This window comes from Blastomonas sp. SL216, assembly GCA_026625625.1.
Taxonomy (GTDB): Bacteria; Pseudomonadota; Alphaproteobacteria; order Sphingomonadales; family Sphingomonadaceae; genus Blastomonas.
In genome coordinates, this window is record CP113055.1 from 3,752,981 (window position 1) to 3,771,184 (window position 18,204).

At 61.3% G+C, this 18,204-nt stretch carries 13 protein-coding genes; 7 read left to right on the top strand and 6 right to left on the bottom strand.

From position 1 onward, the window contains the following. Positions 1-193: 193 nt before the first annotated feature. The gene (locus OU999_17650) at positions 194-1,582 is read left to right on the top strand and encodes a hypothetical protein (GenBank protein WAC23528.1); all 1,389 of its coding nucleotides are present in this window, start codon (positions 194-196) and stop codon (positions 1,580-1,582) included. On the opposite strand, the gene OU999_17655 is transcribed toward OU999_17650, so the two are convergent. Beyond that, the gene (locus tag OU999_17655) at positions 1,579-2,463 is read right to left on the bottom strand and encodes a LysR family transcriptional regulator (protein ID WAC23529.1); all 885 of its coding nucleotides are present in this window, start codon (positions 2,461-2,463) and stop codon (positions 1,579-1,581) included. The genes OU999_17650 and OU999_17655 overlap by 4 nt on opposite strands. A gap of 105 nt (positions 2,464-2,568) precedes the next feature. On the opposite strand from OU999_17655, the gene OU999_17660 reads away from it, so the two are divergent. Then, positions 2,569-3,720, top strand: a complete 1,152-nt coding sequence (locus OU999_17660) for an isovaleryl-CoA dehydrogenase (GenBank protein WAC25471.1) — start codon at positions 2,569-2,571, stop codon at positions 3,718-3,720. Further along, complete coding sequence (locus OU999_17665; protein ID WAC23530.1) at positions 3,720-5,321, top strand: methylcrotonoyl-CoA carboxylase; 1,602 nt, start codon at positions 3,720-3,722, stop codon at positions 5,319-5,321. The genes OU999_17660 and OU999_17665 overlap by 1 nt, the downstream gene beginning before the upstream one ends. 38 nt (positions 5,322-5,359) lie before the next feature. Here OU999_17665 and OU999_17670 read toward each other — a convergent pair whose 3' ends face one another. Continuing rightward, entirely contained in the window at positions 5,360-5,692 is a 333-nt protein-coding gene (locus OU999_17670) for a GIY-YIG nuclease family protein (GenBank protein WAC23531.1), read from the bottom strand. Between the two features lie 65 nt (positions 5,693-5,757). Between OU999_17670 and OU999_17675 the strand changes: the two genes are divergently transcribed. The 4 genes from OU999_17675 (at position 5,758) to OU999_17690 (ending at position 10,907) form a co-directional block, all read left to right on the top strand. Beyond that, on the top strand, positions 5,758-7,650 hold the full coding sequence (locus OU999_17675) for an acetyl/propionyl/methylcrotonyl-CoA carboxylase subunit alpha (GenBank protein ID WAC23532.1): 1,893 nt from the start codon (positions 5,758-5,760) through the stop codon (positions 7,648-7,650). 243 nt (positions 7,651-7,893) lie between these two features. After that, positions 7,894-8,346: a MaoC family dehydratase gene (locus OU999_17680; GenBank protein WAC23533.1), complete on the top strand. Its 453-nt coding sequence runs from the start codon at positions 7,894-7,896 to the stop codon at positions 8,344-8,346. Positions 8,347-8,598: 252 nt separating this feature from the next. Next, a complete protein-coding gene (locus OU999_17685) occupies positions 8,599-10,320 on the top strand; it encodes a DUF885 family protein (GenBank protein ID WAC25472.1) in 1,722 nt (573 codons plus the stop codon). Positions 10,321-10,466: 146 nt separating this feature from the next. After that, positions 10,467-10,907 (top strand): nuclear transport factor 2 family protein, encoded by a 441-nt coding sequence (locus OU999_17690; GenBank protein ID WAC23534.1) that lies wholly within the window; start codon positions 10,467-10,469, stop codon positions 10,905-10,907. Between the two features lie 50 nt (positions 10,908-10,957). Here OU999_17690 and OU999_17695 read toward each other — a convergent pair whose 3' ends face one another. From OU999_17695 to OU999_17710, 4 genes are all read right to left on the bottom strand, one after another. Continuing rightward, entirely contained in the window at positions 10,958-11,257 is a 300-nt protein-coding gene (locus OU999_17695; protein WAC23535.1) for a hypothetical protein, read from the bottom strand. Positions 11,258-11,300: 43 nt separating this feature from the next. Continuing rightward, positions 11,301-14,207: a pitrilysin family protein gene (locus OU999_17700; GenBank protein ID WAC23536.1), complete on the bottom strand. Its 2,907-nt coding sequence runs from the start codon at positions 14,205-14,207 to the stop codon at positions 11,301-11,303. A gap of 131 nt (positions 14,208-14,338) precedes the next feature. Then, positions 14,339-16,483 (bottom strand): acylase, encoded by a 2,145-nt coding sequence (locus OU999_17705; GenBank protein WAC23537.1) that lies wholly within the window; start codon positions 16,481-16,483, stop codon positions 14,339-14,341. A gap of 71 nt (positions 16,484-16,554) precedes the next feature. Beyond that, a complete protein-coding gene (locus OU999_17710; GenBank protein ID WAC23538.1) occupies positions 16,555-18,117 on the bottom strand; it encodes a hypothetical protein in 1,563 nt (520 codons plus the stop codon). Positions 18,118-18,204 lie beyond the last annotated feature (87 nt).

Genomic DNA, 18,204 nt, shown 5'->3' on the forward strand with positions numbered 1-18,204 from the left:
TCCCAATAAAATTCTGATACAGGCATGTTAGTCTAAGGATTTAACCGCCGACGAAATTGATAGCCAATGCTGGAAATTGGGATTTTGCATTATATCAAATTACGTTCGTAGTCAGGGTGTTCGGCACACATTCATCATTGACTGCTGTTAGGGATATCAGCATCGTTCATAAGGAAAGCTATGGGGGGCGTGCATGCCGCAGACTAACTTAACAAAAGGAAATAGGGCCCTTGAGAGTCTTGCGGGTGAAGCCGTGGCTTTGCCAAATGATCTTCCTTTTGATCTTTTGCTCCGCCCCGGGAATAAGACAACACGTTTGGTCGCCAATTCAGGGGTTGGAGATCCAATAAAAAGTCAAAGCCGATGGTACGACTTTGAATTCTCTAGTTTTGTATTTTTGAACAGATTAGAAATCTCGGTAAAAGAATTTCCAAATTCAAGTGAATTTGAAATTAAATTCATCACGGTTGATGGTAAAGAAATTTTTATTAAATCTACTGTTTTAGATGGTTTAGTAGTCAGGTCAATTAATTTTGCAATTAAATCAGTTTCCTTCAAGCCGCCTTCGAGCTGGTTGGTCGATAGGTGGCTGAATTCAATTAGATTGATCGGCTTCACTAATTCAGACGTTGATAATTTTATTGGTGCAGTAGAAAGAATTGACTCGTATCGCGATGTTGCATTGTCGACTGCGCAAGCAGCTTTGGAAAATGCTCAAGCGGAAAATGATCGCTACATCGGCCTTCAGTCGTTGATCGAGAATTCAAATCATGAAATTGCTAAAATTAAATCAGATATATCTACAAAAAAATCCGAGAGTACGAGGATTTCCGAAAAAATAAACAGTCTGAAGCTAGAAAAATCGAACATTGAAAATTCAATTAAATCCTCTAGAAATAATCTTTCAACAATTGAGTCTGAAATCGAAACGGCTACTTCTACGCGAAATACTATAAATAGTGAAATTGCAGAAAGGGAAGCAAAGCTTAAATCGCTAAAAGAAGATGTCAACATGTTCCCATCGGAAATCTCGGAATTTTTTGGTCAGGGTACGAGAACGATGTGGCTTTACGCGGGATTGTCATTTGTTCCATTGTCTATAATTATAACAATGTTTGCCTTGCTCGTTGCCGGTGCGGCAGACTTGACAACAGTATTGAAAGAAATGCCTAAGGCATCGATTTATTCAATATTTTTGACAAGAATACCATATGTCGTAATTTCTGGTACAATAATTGCAGCGAGCTACAAACTATGTCGTCTTTTGCTTAGCGAAGTTATTAAAATAAACCAGCAGAAACTGAATTTAACAAAAATCAGCATAATTGCTAAAGATGTTTCGTTCTCTGCTGAGCACGATCTGGACATTGAGGACGAAGAAATTTATCAACTTCGCACAAAACTAAAGATGGAGCTGCTTAGGGAGCACTTGAAAGAGTATCTTTCGAAAGATTTTAATCTGTCTTTGACGAAATTTAATCGTAACGATAATGCTGACCTTGATAAATCTGAGGCATCAGCCAAGTATCAGGGTAACATAGACGGAGACGAGAATTTCGGGGGCGCGATAGGTAATTCCTAGCCCCCATCCCCCCAAACCCCACCAATCCTTCCCCGCAAAACCCCGCGCACCCGCTCCACGCACGCCTCCGGCACCGCCCCCTCCTTGCGCACCAGCAGGCCCAGCGTGCGTACATGCGCGAAATCCTCCATCGGCACGCGCGCCACGCCCGGCGCGGTGAAGCAATCCGGCATCACCGTCACGCCCACGCCTGCCGCGACCAGCGCCAGGATGCGGTCGTCGCTTCTTGAGCGGGCGGCGAAGAAGGGGCGGACGCCGCGTGCGGTGAAGTGCTGGCTGGTTGCGGCGAGCAATTCGCAATGGCGACGGACCAGCATCACATTGTCGGCGAGCTCCTGCGCGGCGATGCTCTGGCGCTGGGCGAGGGGGTGCGCGGCGGGCAGGGCGAGCGCATAGCCTTCGCTCGCCACCGGCTCGAACTGCGCGCGGTGGCGGCCCTGCGGCTCCATCGTCACAGCGAGGTCGATCCGCGCCGCGTCCAGGCGGTCGATCAGCTCGCTCGCGCGGCCCTCGACGAACTCGGTGCGCAGGCCATCGATCTCGGCCAGCGCCTCGGCCATCGCCGCGACGATCGCCGTGGGCAGCGTCGAGAGCACGCCCAGCCGCACGATCGCATCGGGCCGGTGCTGCTTCATCGCCTCTTCGGCCAGGTTGAACTGCGCCTCGATCCGCCGCGCATGTTCGGCGAACTGTGCGCCCGTCGGTGTCAGGTCGACCCGCCGGTTGGAGCGGTGGAATAGCCGTTGCCCCACGCTCTCCTCCAGCCGCGCGATGCCCACCGACAGCGTCGGCTGGGTGACGTTGCAGCTTTCCGCCGCACGGGTGAAATTGCCATGTTCGACCACGGCGAGGAAGTAGCGCAGCAGATAGCGTTCGATCATAGACGACGTCTAGGATAAACCCCTTTCAATATCAATTTTCCTTTGTTGACTTGGAGGCCTAGAACCGGCGGATTAAGAGCTCCAGGAGAGGATGCCTTCATGTCCATGATGCCCGATTTCGACTTCGCCCTGGGCGAAGCCGCCGAGATGATCCGCGACACCACGCGGCGCTTTGCCACCGACAAGATCGCGCCGATCGCCGCCAGAATCGATGCCGAGGACTGGTTCCCGATCGATCTGTGGCCGCAGATGGGCGAGCTCGGGCTGCACGGCATCACGGTGAGCGAAGAAGATGGCGGGCTGGGCCTCGGCTATCTGGAACATGTCATAGCGATGGAAGAGGTGAGCCGCGCGAGCGCCTCGCTGGGCCTCAGCTATGGCGCGCACTCCAACCTGTGCGTCAACCAGCTGCGCCGCTGGGGCAATGCCGAGCAGAAGGCGAAATACCTGCCCGGCCTGATCTCGGGCGAGCATGTCGGGTCGCTGGCGATGTCCGAAGTCGGCGCGGGGTCGGACGTGGTCTCGATGAAGCTCAAGGCCGACGCGGTCTCGGGTGGATACCGGCTCAACGGCACCAAGTTCTGGATCACCAACTCGGCTTATGCTGAGACGCTGATCGTCTATGCCAAGACGGGTGAGGGGTCGGGCGGGATCACCGCGTTCATCATCGAAAAGGACATGCCGTGTTTCAGCATCGGCCAGAAGATCCAGAAGATGGGGATGCGCGGCAGCCCCACGGCGGAGCTGGTGTTCAACGATTGCTTCGTGCCTGACGAAAATGTCATGGGGCCGCTGAACGGCGGCGTCGGGGTGCTGATGAGCGGGCTGGATTACGAGCGCGCGGTGCTGGCCGCAGGGCCGCTGGGCATCATGCAGGCCTGCCTCGACGTGGTGCTCCCCTATGTGCGCGAGCGCAAGCAGTTCGGCCAGCCGATCGGGGCGTTCCAGATGGTGCAGGCCAAGGTGGCGGACATGTATGTCGCGCTCAACAGCGCGCGCGCCTATGTCTATGCGGTGGCGCGGGCGTGCGATGCGGGCAAGACGACGCGCTTTGATGCTGCGGGTGCTATCCTGCTGGCGAGCGAGAATGCGGTGAAATGCTCGCTCGAGGCTATCCAGGCGCTGGGCGGGGCGGGCTACACCACCGACTGGCCGGTCGAACGCTTCCTGCGCGATGCCAAGCTGTACGATATCGGCGCAGGCACCAACGAGATCCGCCGCTTCCTGATCGCGCGCGAACTGATCGGAACGCGGTGATGACCGCGCCCACGCTCGACACCAAGATCGACACCGGCTCGGACAGCTTCCGCGCCACGCATGCCCATAATGTCGCGCTGCGCGATGAGCTTTGGGCCAAGGTCGCCGAGGCGGCGCTGGGCGGCAATGCCAAGTCGCGTGAGCGGCATACGTCGCGGGGCAAGCTGCTGCCGCGCGATCGTGTCGAACGGCTGCTCGATCCGGGATCGCCGTTCCTCGAGATCGGCCAGCTTGCGGCCAACGACCTGTACGATGGCGAAATCCCCGGCGCGGGGATGATCGCGGGCATCGGCCGAGTCTCGGGCCGCCAGTGCATGATCGTGTGCAACGACGCCACGGTAAAGGGCGGCACCTATTATCCGATGACGGTGAAGAAGCACTTGCGCGCGCAGGAGATTGCCGAGGCCAACCGGCTGCCGTGCATCTACCTTGTCGACAGCGGCGGCGCGAACCTGCCGCACCAGGCCGAGGTCTTTCCCGATCGCGAGCATTTCGGCCGCATCTTCTTCAACCAGGCGAACATGAGCGCCAAGGGCATTCCGCAGATCGCCTGTGTGATGGGCAGTTGCACCGCGGGTGGCGCCTATGTCCCCGCCATGTCGGACGAGACGGTGATCGTGCGCAACCAGGGCACGATCTTCCTCGCAGGCCCGCCGCTGGTGAAAGCGGCAACCGGCGAGGAGATCAGCGCCGAGGATCTGGGCGGCGGCGATCTGCATGGGCGGAAATCCGGCGTGGTCGATCATGTCGCGGAGAATGACGAGCACGCGCTGACCATCGTGCGCGATATCGTCTCGCACCTCGGGCCGATCCCCAAGCCGAACATCGACCTGCGCGATCCGCGCCCGCCGAAATTCGACGCGGAAGAGCTGTACGGCATCATCCCGTCGGATGTCCGCGCGCCCTATGACGTGCACGAGGTGATCGCGCGGCTGGTCGATGGCAGCGAGTTTCACGAGTTCAAGGCGCTGTACGGCAGCTCATTGGTGTGCGGTTTCGCGCGTATCTGGGGGATGCCGGTTGCGATCCTGGCGAACAATGGCGTGCTGTTCAGCGAGAGCGCGGTCAAGGGCGCGCATTTCATCGAGCTCGCCTGCCAGCGGCGCATCCCGCTGCTTTTCCTGCAGAATATCAGCGGCTTCATGGTCGGCGGCAAGTATGAGGCGGAGGGCATCGCCAAGCATGGCGCCAAGCTGGTGACGGCGGTGGCGACGGCGAGCGTGCCCAAGGTCACCGTGCTGATCGGCGGCAGCTTCGGTGCGGGCAATTACGGCATGTGTGGGCGGGCCTATGCGCCCCGCTTCCTGTTCAGCTGGCCGAACAGCCGTATCAGCGTGATGGGCGGCGAGCAGGCGGCATCGGTGCTGGCGACGGTCCACCGCGACGCCGACAAATGGGACGAGCGCGAGGCCGAAGCCTTCAAGGCCCCGATCCGCCAGAAATACGAGGACGAGGGCAACCCCTATTACGCGACGTCGCGGCTGTGGGACGATGGCATCATCGACCCCGCGCAGACGCGCGACGTGCTGGGCCTGGCCTTCGCGGCATGTCTCAATGCGCCGGTGGAGGAGGCACCCCGGTTCGGGGTGTTCCGGATGTGAGGGGGGGCAACACCCAACCCCGTCACCCTGAACTTGTTTCAGGGCCCATTGCGCCTGCCGCGCGCTGGGACGGGATCGAAGCCAAGCGGAACCGCCAGGTCCACCCAATGCGGGTTGTTGCTCTCGATCAGGTTGATCTTCCATTGCCGGTGCCAGCGCTTGAGCTGCTTTTCCCGCTCGATCGCGCCTTCCATGGTGTCGAACGGCTCGTAACGCATCAGACGATAGACCTGATATTGCGACGTGAAGCCTTTGATAGTTCCGCTGCGATGCTCGCCAAGGCGCGCAATCAGGTCGGAAGTGACGCCGATGTACAGCGTACCATAAGCGGCGCTGGCAAGGATATAGACGCACGGCTGGCGGTCGATCATCGTTCGAAAAATGCCGCGAAATGGGCCCTGAAACAAGTTCAGGGTGACGAAGAAAGAGACGCCGCATGATCAGCTCCCTCCTCATCGCCAACCGGGGCGAAATTGCCTGCCGGATCATCCGCACCGCGCGGGCCATGGGTATCCGCACGGTTGCGGTCTACTCCGACGCCGACGCCAAGGCGCTGCATGTGCGCTCTGCCGATGAGGCGGTGCATATCGGGCCGTCGCCGTCGCGCGAGAGCTATCTGGTGGGCGAAAAGATCATCGCCGCGGCCAAGGCGACCGGCGCGGAGGCGATCCATCCGGGCTATGGGTTCCTGTCCGAAAACGCCGAATTCGCTGAGGCCGTGATTGATGCCGGGCTGATCTGGGTGGGCCCCAAGCCGGATTCGATCCGCGCCATGGGCCTCAAGGACGCGGCGAAGAAGCTGATGGACGCGGCGGGCGTGCCCACCACGCCGGGCTATCTGGGGGACAATCAGGACCCCGATTTCCTCGCCGAGCAGGCTGCCACTATCGGCTATCCGGTGCTGATCAAGGCGGTCGCGGGCGGCGGCGGCAAGGGGATGCGCAAGGTCGATGCGGCGGCGGATTTTGCCGATGCGCTCATCAGCTGCAAGCGCGAGGCGGCGGCGAGCTTTGGCAATGATGTCGTGCTGCTCGAAAAGTGGATCGAAAGCCCGCGCCATATCGAGGTGCAGGTGTTCGGCGATGCCCTTGGCAATGTCGTGCACCTGTTCGAGCGCGATTGCTCGCTGCAACGCCGCCACCAGAAGGTGATCGAGGAAGCGCCCGCGCCCGGCATGGACGAAGCGACGCGCGAGGCGGTGTGCGGGGCTGCGGTGCGCGCGGCCAAGGCGGTGGATTATCAGGGCGCAGGCACCATCGAGTTCATCGCTGACGGCTCGGAAGGCCTGCGCGCGGACCGCATCTGGTTCATGGAAATGAACACGCGGTTGCAGGTCGAGCATCCGGTGACCGAGGAGATTACCGGGGTCGATCTGGTCGAATGGCAGCTGCGCGTGGCGAGCGGCGAGCCGATCCCGCTCAAGCAGGAGGAGCTCAGCATCAACGGTTGGGCGATGGAAGCGCGGTTGTATGCGGAGGATCCGGCGAAGGGGTTCTTGCCGAGCCCTGGTTTGGTTGAGCACCTTTTGTTTGATTACGATGCCCGAATAGACAGTGCAGTGGTTGAGGGCGATCGGGTCAGCACCTTCTATGACCCGATGATTGCTAAGCTCATTGCCAGGGGCGACACCCGCGAAGAAGCCCGTCAGTCATTGATGGATACACTGAATAGCGGATATGTTGGAAGGCTGCGAACCAACAAAGGCTTTCTGTTCCGATGTTTGGCTCTCGATGCTTTTGCATCAGGAGAGATTGACACAGGTTTGATCGGGCGATGTGGCGAAGAACTGGCGGCACGCCCTGTACCAAACGATCTGGTGCTTCAGACAGCCGGAAGGCGTTTTCGCCAGGAGCAGCTTGAGTGGTACAACTTCGTCGATTCAACCCATAATGAGGAAAACTTTGGTTTCCGGCTGAACGCTCCAGCCCAAAACACGCTCTCCTTTTATGAAGATGGTGTCCGATACGATTGCCTCGCGAAGAACGCGGATACGAGCACAGGTTTATCATCTAATCTTAAAGGTGATCTGGTGATCGTCACCGATCAAGGAGAAAGCTATTTCTTCTCGCAGCGCTCTACAGTTGGGGCAGGGGCAGGCGCCGCCTCTTCCGGCTCCATCCTCTCCCCCATGCCGGGCAAGGTGATCGCGGTGGATGTGGCGGCAGGTCAGGCGGTGACCAAGGGGCAGAAATTGCTGACGCTCGAGGCGATGAAGATGGAGCATTCGCTCGTCGCGCCGTTCGATGGCGTGGTGGCGGAGCTGAACGCCAGCGAGGGCGCGCAGGTGCAGGTCGAGGCGCTGCTGGTGCGGATCGAGGCGGCGGAATGATGCAGAAATGCCTTCTCCCTTGATGGGAGAAGGATACGAAGCCTTGCTGACGCAGTCAGCTAGCCGCAGTTGGATGAGGGTGATGGGGCGGGGCGCACGAACGTCAACGTTGCTGCCCCCTCTCCCAGCTTCGACTAATTCGCTTCGCTCATAAGTCTTCGCAACCCTCTCCCTCGGAGGGGAGAGGGGTAAGGTGGCGCAGCCCTTTCCCATCGAGGGAGAGGGGTATTTAGGGACAACACGATGGCAGGACGATATTTCGACGAGTGGAACATCGGCGACCGGATCGAGCATGAGATTCGCCGCACGGTGACCGAGACCGACAATCTGCTGTTCAGCACGATGACGCACAATCCGCAGCCGCTGCACCTTGATGTCGAGGCGGCGAAGGCGAGCGAGTTCGGGCAGATCCTCGTCAACGGCACCTTCACCTTCAGCCTGATGGTCGGGCTGTCGGTGGGCGACACGACGCTTGGCACGCTGGTGGCGAACCTGGGCTATGACAAGCTGGTCATGCCCAAGCCGGTGTTCATCGGCGACACGATGCGCGCGACCAGCGAGGTGACCGAGCTGAAAGAATCGAAATCGCGGCCCAATGCGGGGATCGTCACCTTCACGCACGAACTGATCAACCAGCGCGATGAGGTCGTCTGCCGGTGTTTGCGATCGGCCCTTTTGAAGAAGCGGGATGCCTGACCGTTCTCCGGCGAAAGCCGGAGCCCAGGAGTCAGATCGTGCTGCATCGCTCTGGACTCCGGCTTTCGCCGGAGAACGGCAATGGCCATGAATTTCAATCGCCTGCCGCATTTCGTATACTGACAACTTGACCTGCCGGACCGCCCAAAGTCTAATGCCGTGCATTCCAGTCCGGCTGTCCAAGGGGGCCAATTCATGCGCGCAACCGTTTTCCTCGCATCGTTGCTGTTCGGCGCGGCAAGCGTCCCCGCCATGGCGCAGGATGCCGCACCCGTCGCCCCCGCCGCCAAGCCCTCCGCAGGCCCAATGGATGCCAGGCTGCGCGCGCTCTATGATGCCGAATGGGACTGGCGGCAGAAGGAATATGCGCAGGTCAAGGAGGGCGGCCGCTGGGTGCAGGGCGATCGTTTCTCGGACGAGACAGCAGAGGCACAGGCGCGGCGGCTGGCCTATTGGAAGGACGTGCTGAAACAGCTGGATGCCATCCCGATGGACCAGCTCTCGCCCGAGGAGCAGGTCAACGCCGCCGTGTTCCGCCAGTCGGTCTGGGAAAATGCCAACAGCCTCGAATACAAGACCTATGAAGCGCCGTTCAACAGCGACACCTTTTTCTGGGGTGGGCTGAACCCGCGCCAGGGCTTTGGCAATGTCACCGGCTACAAGCGCTATCTGGGGCGGATGCGGGATATTCCGCGCTTCTTCGACGAGAATATCGTCAACATGCGCGCCGGGCTGGCACGCGGCTATACCGTGCCGCGCGTCGGCATCGAGGGGCGCGACAAGACGATCGAGGCCTATACGGTCGCGGGCGAGGCCAATCCGTTCTACGACGCGTTCCGCGTAATGCCGCAGAGCATATCGCCCGCCGAACAGGCCGCGCTGCGCGCCGAGGCGCTCAAGGCGATCGAGACTTCGGTGGTGCCGGCTTATGCCAGGCTGCTCAGCTTCATGCGGGCTGAATACATGCCCAAGGCGCGCACGCGGATCGACGCCTATGCGCTGCCCGATGGCAAACGCTTCTATCAGGACCAGATCAGGATCTACGCCACGCTCGACCTGACGCCGGAGGAGATCCACGAGATCGGCCTGAAGGAAGTCGCGCGGATCGATGCCGATATGCAGAAGACGATGCGCGAGACCGGGTTCAAGGGCACGTTCCCCGAATTCCTGACGTTCCTGCGCACCGATCCGCAATTCTATGCCAAGACCCCGCGCGAGCTGCTGGGGGCGGCGGCCTATACGGTCAAGAAGATGGACGGGAAGCTGAAAGACACGTTCAATTTCCTGCCGCGCTATCGCTTCACCGTGCTGCCGGTGCCCGATGTCATCGCGCCGATCTACACCTCGGGGCGCGGCGGGCTCGATGCGTGCCTGTTCAACACCTATGACCTGCCGCAGAGGCCGCTGTACAATATCCCCGCGCTGGCGCTGCACGAGTGCAATCCGGGGCACAGCTTTCAGGCGGCGGTCGCGCTGGAAGCGCCCGACCGGCCCGAATTCCGCCGCCAGACCTATTTCTCCGGCTATGGCGAGGGCTGGGGGCTGTACACCGAATGGCTGGGCTCCAAGATCGGCATCTACGAAACCCCCTATGAGGAATTCGGCCGCCAGACCTTCGAAATGTGGCGCGCGGTGCGGCTGGTGATCGATACCGGCATCCATACCAAGGGCTGGACCCGGCAACAGGCGATCGATTATCTCGCCAGCCATACCGCACTGGCCCCGCGCGATATCGAGACCGAGGTGGACCGCTATATCTCCTGGCCCGCCCAAGCGCTGGCGTACAAGCTGGGTGAACTGAGCTTGCGCAAGATGCGCGCCAAGGCCGAAGCCGAGCTGGGATCGGCCTTCGACCAGCGGCCGTTCCACGACACCTTCCTGATGCTGGGTTCGGTGCCGCTGCCCGTGATGGAGCAGAAGATGGAAGAGTTCATCGCTGCGGAAAAGGCAAAGCTCGCCAAGGCGGGCAAGTGAGTTTCCGCGCTCTCCCCAATTCCGTCACCCCCGCGAAGGCGGGGGTCCCGCTTCCGGTTCTAAGTTTCGCGCACAAGCGGGATTCCCGCGTTCGCGGGAATGACGGGGGAGGGCGATTTTCGTTATTCGCGGCATTTGCGCTCTGCTTGGCCGCCGCGCCCGTGCATGCCGAGACGCCGGCACCCGAAGCGGAAATCCGCGCCGTCATCGCCGATATGGAGGCGGCCTGGAATCGCGGGGATTTTGAAGGCTATATGCGCGGCTTCCTCAATCCCGGCGTGGTGTTTGTCTCGCGCGGGCGGTTCCAGCAGGGGTGGCAGGGCACGCTCGACCATTATGTCCGCGATTATGGCGGCGCACCGGAAAAGCGCGGCACCCTGCATTTCTACGATATCAAGGTGGAAATGCTGGCCGACGATGCTGCGCAGCTGATCAGCCGCTATCATCTCGACCGGGCAGAAAGCCCGCAATATGGCATCAACACCCGGTTGATGCGCAAAGTGGAAGGGCGCTGGGTGATCGCGCTCAACCATGTGTCATCGGTGGAAACCCCCGATCCGAACGATCCGGAGCTCCGGGCCAAATAAAAACCCTCCCTGCGCATGCACAGGGAGGGTTTTTATTGTTCAGCATAAGCTTACGCCTTGCGGGTGCCGCTCATCGCCATGGTGCCGAAGGCGCCTGCCTTGATCTGGCCGGTGATGGTGTCGCCATCGACGGTGGCGGTGCCTTCCAGCTTCATCGGCATCGGCACCTTCATGTCCATCGTCCAGGTCAGCGTGTTGCCGTCGACCTTGCCGTCGGTGATGTCGAGCGAGCCCATCTGGCCGGCGTTCGATCCGGTCCAGCTGTCGCCATCGACCGTGACGGTCAGCACCGACTTCTGGTCGCCCATCGGCGACTTGGTCACGCAATCATATTGTCCAGCAACTGACATATTATTCGTCCTCTCTTTGGTGGTGGGTTGAACGTTAACGGACTTATTTGTCTCCGGCGGCAGGTGCCGCACGGCGAACCTCGATGGGCATGCCCAAAGGCTTGAGCTGCTCTTCAACCTTGGCGGCATCGCCGACGATGACCCAGGTCAGCGTCTTGGGGTTGAGCGCGCTGCGCATCGCCCCGTTGAGCTTCTCGGCATCCATGCTGCGATATTGCGCGGCCAGGCTTTCGGCATAGTTGGTCGGGCGGCCATAAAGCGCGTCCGACTGCATCTGCGACAGCACCGCGGCAGAGCGCTCATAGGTGCCCGCCAGCTCCAGGCTGTTGCCCTTGACAGTGCGGTCCAGCTCTTCCGGCGTCACGCCCTTGGTGCCGATGAAATCGTCCATCTGCTGGATGATCGCGGCGACCGAGGGGCCGGTCTGGTTGGTCTGCACCGGTGCAAAGGCCAGGAACGGCACGTCGTTCTTGGGCCGCTGGATCAGCGTGCGGGTGCCGTAGGACCAGCCCTTGGTCTCGCGCAGGTCCATGTTGATGCGCGAGAGGAAATCGCCGCCAAGGATGTCGTTGGCGGTTTCCAGCGCCAGCAGATTGTCGGTGCCCTTGGCCTTCAGCACCTGACCCGCCAGGATCAGCGACTGCGGCGAGTTGGGTCGGTCGATCAGGATGATGCGACCCTGGCCCTGGGGAATCGCCGCGCTGAAATCCTTTTCCATCAGCGCCATGCGGTTCGACGGCCATTTGCCGAAACGCTCCTCCAGCATCGGCATGATGTCCTTCAGGCTGGTGTCGCCGACGACGAAGATCGAGGCGCGCTCGGGCCGCATCCACTGGCTGTGATAGGCAGCGATCTGGTCGCGGCTGAGCTTGGCGACCACGGCCGGATCACCGGTGCCGGTCAGCGGCACGCCATAGGGGTGCGCCGGTCCGTAGAGCAGCGGCGGCAGGTTGCGCAGCGCGATGCCCTGGGGCTGGGTGAACTCGGCCTGGATGCGGGTAAGCTGCTGCACGCGCACGCGCTCCAGCTCCTTGGCATCAAAGGCGGGGGCGCGGATGACATCGGCCAGCAGGTCGAGCGATGCGCCGAGGTTCGGCTTCATCGCGCTCATCGAGACGATGGTGCGGTCGAGATCGGACGACGCGCTGACACTGGTGCCCAGACGCTCCTGCGCTTCGGCGAGCTGCACCGAATTGAGCTTCTGCGTGCCTTCCTGCAGCAGCGCGATCATCAGGCTGTTGGTGCCGAGCGCGTCCTTGGGATCGCTGGCATAGCCGGCATCAAAGCTGACCGCGACGCGCACCACCGGAACCGCGGTCCGCTTGGCAAAGCGCACCTTGATGCCGTTCGACAGCGTCGCTTCCTCGACATCGGGGAAGTCGAGATCGGGCACTGCGCCGGCTTCGGGGAAGGTCGAACGATCGACGGCGGCAAGCGGCTGCTTGCTGGCAGCACCTGCGGCCATCGCATCTTCGGCCATGCTCGAATAGAATGCCGGTGCAGCGAGCACGCCGGTACGCATGGCCGGACCGCTGCCGGTCACCTGACCGGTGCCGCCTGCGACTTCCTGATAGGCATCGCGCTCACCGGGCAGCACGTGCAGCTTGGCGACGGGACGCGTCAGCCATTTCTGCATCGCAGCGGTCACCTTGGCAGGCGTCATCGCGGCCAGCATGTCGAGCTGCTTCTTGTAGAAGGCCGGATCGTCGGAATAGAGCGCACCTTCCGCCAGCGTCACCGCCTTGCCGGAAAAGCCGCCAACCTGTTCCAGGCCGTTGATGCGCTGCGCAGCTTCGCGCGTGGCGACGCGCTGCACCTCGTCGGCGGTCGGACCCTTGGCGATGAAATCGGCCAGGATCTCGTCGAGCCGCTTGGACACGGCGGCAACATCTGCGCCGGGCTTCACATCGACATAGGCTTCGAACACGCTGCCATGCACGAAAGGCTGGGCCGATGCGGTGACCGCGACGGCGGTCTGTTCGTCACGGACCAGGATGTTGTCGAGCCGCGAACTGGCAAGCCCGCCCAGCACCGTGGCTGCGACGTCGAGCGCGGCATAATCGGGATCGTTGAGGCCCGGCACGCTCCAGAAGCGATAGAGGCGCGCGGTCGGCACCTTGTCCTTCATCTCCGCGACCTTCTCCTTGTCCAGGGTCGGCAGCGGCGGGTTCAGCTTGGCGACTTCAGGCCCCTTGGCGATATCGCCGAAATATTTCTCCACCAGCGGCTTGGCTTCGGCGACATTGATGTCACCGGCGAGCACCAGGATCGCGTTGTTCGGGCCGTAATGGTCGGTGAACCACTTCTTCATGTCGGCAAGCGAGGCGGCCTGCAAGTCCTCCATCGATCCGATGGTCGAATGGCCATAGGGATGCTCGGGCGGGGTCAGCATCTCGATCTGCTTGTATTCGACCAGGCCATAAGGCTGGTTGTCGCCCTGGCGCTTTTCATTCTGCACCACGCCGATCTGGTTGGTCAGCTTTTCCTGCGTGATGCCGTTGAGCAGATGGCCCATGCGGTCGCTTTCCAGGAACAGCGCGCCTTCCAGGCCTGCCTTGGGCACGGTCTGGAAATAGTTGGTGCGGTCAAACCAGGTGGTGCCGTTATAGTCGGTCGCGCCCAGCTTCTTCAGATATTCGAAATAGTCGCCAGTCGCGTTTTCCGAACCGTTGAACATGATGTGTTCGAACAGGTGCGCATAGCCGGTCTTGCCCTTGGGCTCGTGCTTGGAACCGACATCATACCAGATCGAAACCGCGACGATCGGGGCCTTGCGGTCCTCGTGCACGATCACGGTCAGGCCATTGGCCAGCGTGAACTGCTGATAGGGGATGTTCACCGTCTTGACGAGATCGGCGACCGGTGCGGCCTGCTGTGCCTGGGCGGGGGAAAGCGCCACGGCCAGCGCCAGCGAGGATACGGCGATAAGCGAACGGAAGGGCTTGATCATGGATATTGAGCCTCTCTTGGGAGCGTGTCTGTCTGTTCTGTCGGGTGTCACCGGCCTGTCGCAAAAGCGCCGGTGCCGCCTCGGGTTGCTGATTGAAACCATAAGCCTTGCCGATCCGGTTTCAAGCGCAATCAGGGGCGATAGCGGCGCTTGGCATGCAGCATCAGCTGTTCGCGGGTGAAATAGACGGGCTTCGTCTTGTGTTCGACGAACAGCTTGGCCTGATCGGTATAATGCGGGCTTTCTGGCCGCGTCGTCGCCGCGCCGAAGGGCTGGATCGAGCGGGAGGTCAGCTTGCCATCCGCATCCCATTCGACGAACTGGATGAAGCTGTCGCCATGGCGCACGGCAAAGCGGCCATCCTTCTCGTCGACATCCCACAGCGTCGCTGCGCGCAGCGTGTCCGATCCGCCGTCCATCGGCAGATCGACCTTGCCCTGGCGCAGCCGCAGCACGGTGCCCAGCTTGGGGTCGAGCGTCTTGAAATGCTTTTCGAGATGGTCGATCGCGGCCACCAGTTCCTCGCGCGCATCGGGCAGGGCCAGGCGGCGATAGCTCTGCCGCATCGCCGGACGCATCAGCATCAGCGCGAGAGCATCGCCCTTGCCCTTGCCGTCCATCTGCCAGTCCCAGGCGCGCAGCAGCGCCTGCGCCTCGGATATGCGCTTGTCGCCATCGGGCTTGACCGCCAGCAGCGCATTGATCCAGCCGGTGGCGTAATCGGACTTGTCATAGGCGACATCATATTTGATCCGGTCCAGCGTCGCGGCATCGATCTGCCCCGCTGCCTCGAACAGCTTGATCGCCTGCCGCGCGCGGTTGGTCATGTCGTCCTCGATGCCCATCAGCGGGGAGAAGCTGGCGCGATCCAGCTCGTCCCCAGGGCCTGCGGCGACATAGGGCGTGTTGTTGGCGTTCATGATATAGCCCGAAGCCGGATTGACCAGCAGCGGCACGCGATCCCAGGGCAGGTGCTCCTGCCAGATCAGGTCGCTGCGGTTGCCCGGCAGCACGCCGCGCCAGTTCGCGCCCGGCTTGCGCGCCGGGAACAGCGCATTGTACGCCATCGCGATATTGCCCTTGGCATCGGCATAGATGAAGTTGGTTGCCGGCACGCCCTGGATCGCCATCGCCTTTTGCCACTCGGCAAAATCGCGCGCCTTGTTGATCCGGAAATATTGTTCCAGCATCTTCAGCTCGTCTATCCCGGCATAGCGGATCGCGAACGCGCCCTTGGCGTTCATGATCACCGGGCCATGGACCGATCGATAGACGGTCTGGGGATAGGGCAGGGTGAACGGCCCCATCTTGACCTTCAGCCACACCCGCTTCGCTTCCAGATCGCGCCACTTTCCGTCGAGCCTGTACTGCGTCTTGTCGTCGTTGAGTTCGAGCGCATAGACGTCGATGAGGTCGGGCCGGTTGACCGTGTTGGTCCAGCCCAGCGTCTTGTTATGACCCAGGAACGGATAGGGCGATCCCGGGAAGGTCGCGCCCGCGAAATCCCAGCCTTCTTCCGAATGGACCACCAGTTCATACCAGGCGACACCGCCGCGCCAGGGCTGGTGCGAGTTCGAGATCAGCCGGGTGACATTGTCGGTCGAGCGCGCCGGGGCGACGGCAAAGGCATTCGATCCGTTCATGTCCGGCTCGGGGCCGATCGGGGTGACGCGCGCTTCCTGCTTGCCGGTGATCTTCGGTCCGCCCTCGATCGGCAGGTCCTTGCCCTCGACCAGCGCGCCGAGCACCGAATCGAGCCCGAAGAAGAAGGGCGAGCGCAGCACGAAACCGGCGGCGATATCGCGTCCGTCGAGCGGGAACAGGCCCGACAGGCGCACCTCTTCAGGGTGCTTGCCGGCATAATGGTTGAGACCCGCCGCATAGGCATCGAGCAGCGCGCGGATATCGGCGGGAAGGCTATCGTACTTGCGATCGACCGTGCCGCGAATGTCGAGCAGATGCGCGGCGAAATCGACCTTCGCACCATCCGCGCCCGTAAGCGCTCCGGTGCGTGCGCGCGTCATCGCGGCGACCTCCTGAATGGTCGAGAAATCGTCCTCGCTATGCGCATAGGCGACGCCATAGGCGACATCGGCATCGGTCTTGCCGAAGATGTGCGGCACGCCGAAATCGTCGCGCACGATCTCGACATCATATTTCCGCGCTGGCGGTGCCTTGCCCGATTCGGCAACCAGCGGCTCCCAGAAGGCGAGCGCGATGGCCGTAACGGCAACGAGGACGAGGAGGCTGAGCGCCAGACGTTTCAAGACACGCATGGCGCGCACCTTATCAAGCAATCGCCGCGCGTCTACTGACAATGCTGTAGGTAGCGCAGCGCTTTACCGCATCATCGTGCCAAGTCTGTGGCGCCCACGCTCGGCACGATCGGCAACCGACCGCCCAACGGTGCAAAGCGTTCCGGCACCACGCGCGCGACTTTCTCGAACTCGCTTGCCAGTTCCGGGCTCTTGGCCAGCAGGCGATAGGGCTCCTGATCGGTGACGGATGTGGGCTTGTCGCGCATATAGGCTGGCTGCAAGATCCCGATCATCGTCTTGCGCGAGCTTTCCTTGGCCAGGGCTTCGCGGGCCCAGGCGATCGCCAGATCGTCCCGGCCGGCACACATCGCATAACCGATCACCGCACTGGGCGCATCGGCCCGCAGCCCTTCCAGCACCGCAATCTGTTCCGGCACCTGATCGGCATGGCCAAGCTTGTTGTGCGAGCAGGCGCGCTGCCCGGCAACCAGGGCGCGCGCATAGGCCGATCCGTGCTCGTCAGCTACCTGTTGCGCGCGATCAAGCGCCTTGAGCGCGGCGGCATGCTGATTGTCCTCGCCCAGCGCAATCGCATGATTGATCACATAGTTGACCACCCAGCTATGAGCATCGGGGTCGACGGATGCCAGGCCCTCCAGCGCGGCGATGCCTTCCTTCTGACGCCCGGCGGCCCGCAGCGCGATGGCCATGTAATTGACGATCCAGGTCCCGTCTTCGGTGAGCTGGCTGTAATCGAAGTCCTTTTCGCGATAGCGGGCGGTCAGGTCGATCAGCTCGCTGATCTTGCCTGCCTGAAGCAGCGCATAGCCAAGGTTCGACAGGCGTCTGCCGTCATCCGGGCTGGCTTCATAGCGCTCGGTATTCAGCTTCACATCGGCGTCGATCAGCCTGGCCAGCCCATCGCCTGCGCGCTCCTCCATAAGGGGCCAGATGGCTGCATAACGCCGGTCTGCCAGCATGCCTGCATAGGCGCTGCTGTTGGTCAGCAGGTCGAGCAGCGCTGCGTCCGCAGGGGTAAGACTGGCCATCTCGGCCTTGACGCCGAGCAGATTGATCGCCGTCCCGCCGCGGACGTCAGGGTCCAGTTCCGGAAACACCGGCGAGGCCTTGATAGCCGACCACATGGCTTCGCGCAGATCGGCACGCTTGGCGCGCACAAGGCTGGAGTTCAACTGAAACAGCATGACCGGATCGGTCTCGGCCAGTGCCGCGCCTTGATCCTTTTGCGCGATCGCCCCGACCCGTGCCACCGCGAGGTCGAGCTCCTGAAGATGGGCGTGCAGCGCCAGCGCGAGTCTGTCAAAAAAGCTTTGCTGACCGAATTTGGCTTCGGTGCGGACGATCAGGCTTGATGCGTCCTCATAGCGCTCTTCCTCGATCGCGCACAGCACGTTGGTGTTGGCCGACATCAGCATCAGCCCTGCTGGCGGTGATTTCGATCGCTTGACGGCCTCGGCCCAGAGCGGTGCCAGTTCGGCGCAATAGCGCCGCTGCGGCCGGTTCGCTGCTTCTTCGATCGCCTTGGCGAGTTTCGGGTCGTCAATTCCGGGAAAATCGCCCGGCTCCGCGGTCGCTGGCGAAGCCAGGCCAAGGGCTGCCGTGATAACAAGCAACTTCGCGGTGCGCTTCATGAACATGACCTATAGTAATGCAAGAACTGCATTACTCATGCAGGTTGCGCCATCGCCAGGTCAAATGATCATGAGTATTAGCGCCAA

Coding starts and splice junctions, on each gene's coding strand:
- OU999_17650 (WAC23528.1), top strand. CDS start 194: ATGCCGCAGACTAACTTAACAAAAGGAAATAGGGCCCTTGAGAGTCTT.
- OU999_17655 (WAC23529.1), bottom strand. CDS start 2,463: ATGATCGAACGCTATCTGCTGCGCTACTTCCTCGCCGTGGTCGAACAT.
- OU999_17660 (WAC25471.1), top strand. CDS start 2,569: ATGATGCCCGATTTCGACTTCGCCCTGGGCGAAGCCGCCGAGATGATC.
- OU999_17665 (WAC23530.1), top strand. CDS start 3,720: ATGACCGCGCCCACGCTCGACACCAAGATCGACACCGGCTCGGACAGC.
- OU999_17670 (WAC23531.1), bottom strand. CDS start 5,692: ATGATCGACCGCCAGCCGTGCGTCTATATCCTTGCCAGCGCCGCTTAT.
- OU999_17675 (WAC23532.1), top strand. CDS start 5,758: ATGATCAGCTCCCTCCTCATCGCCAACCGGGGCGAAATTGCCTGCCGG.
- OU999_17680 (WAC23533.1), top strand. CDS start 7,894: ATGGCAGGACGATATTTCGACGAGTGGAACATCGGCGACCGGATCGAG.
- OU999_17685 (WAC25472.1), top strand. CDS start 8,599: ATGGCGCAGGATGCCGCACCCGTCGCCCCCGCCGCCAAGCCCTCCGCA.
- OU999_17695 (WAC23535.1), bottom strand. CDS start 11,257: ATGTCAGTTGCTGGACAATATGATTGCGTGACCAAGTCGCCGATGGGC.
- OU999_17700 (WAC23536.1), bottom strand. CDS start 14,207: ATGATCAAGCCCTTCCGTTCGCTTATCGCCGTATCCTCGCTGGCGCTG.
- OU999_17705 (WAC23537.1), bottom strand. CDS start 16,483: ATGCGTGTCTTGAAACGTCTGGCGCTCAGCCTCCTCGTCCTCGTTGCC.
- OU999_17710 (WAC23538.1), bottom strand. CDS start 18,117: ATGAAGCGCACCGCGAAGTTGCTTGTTATCACGGCAGCCCTTGGCCTG.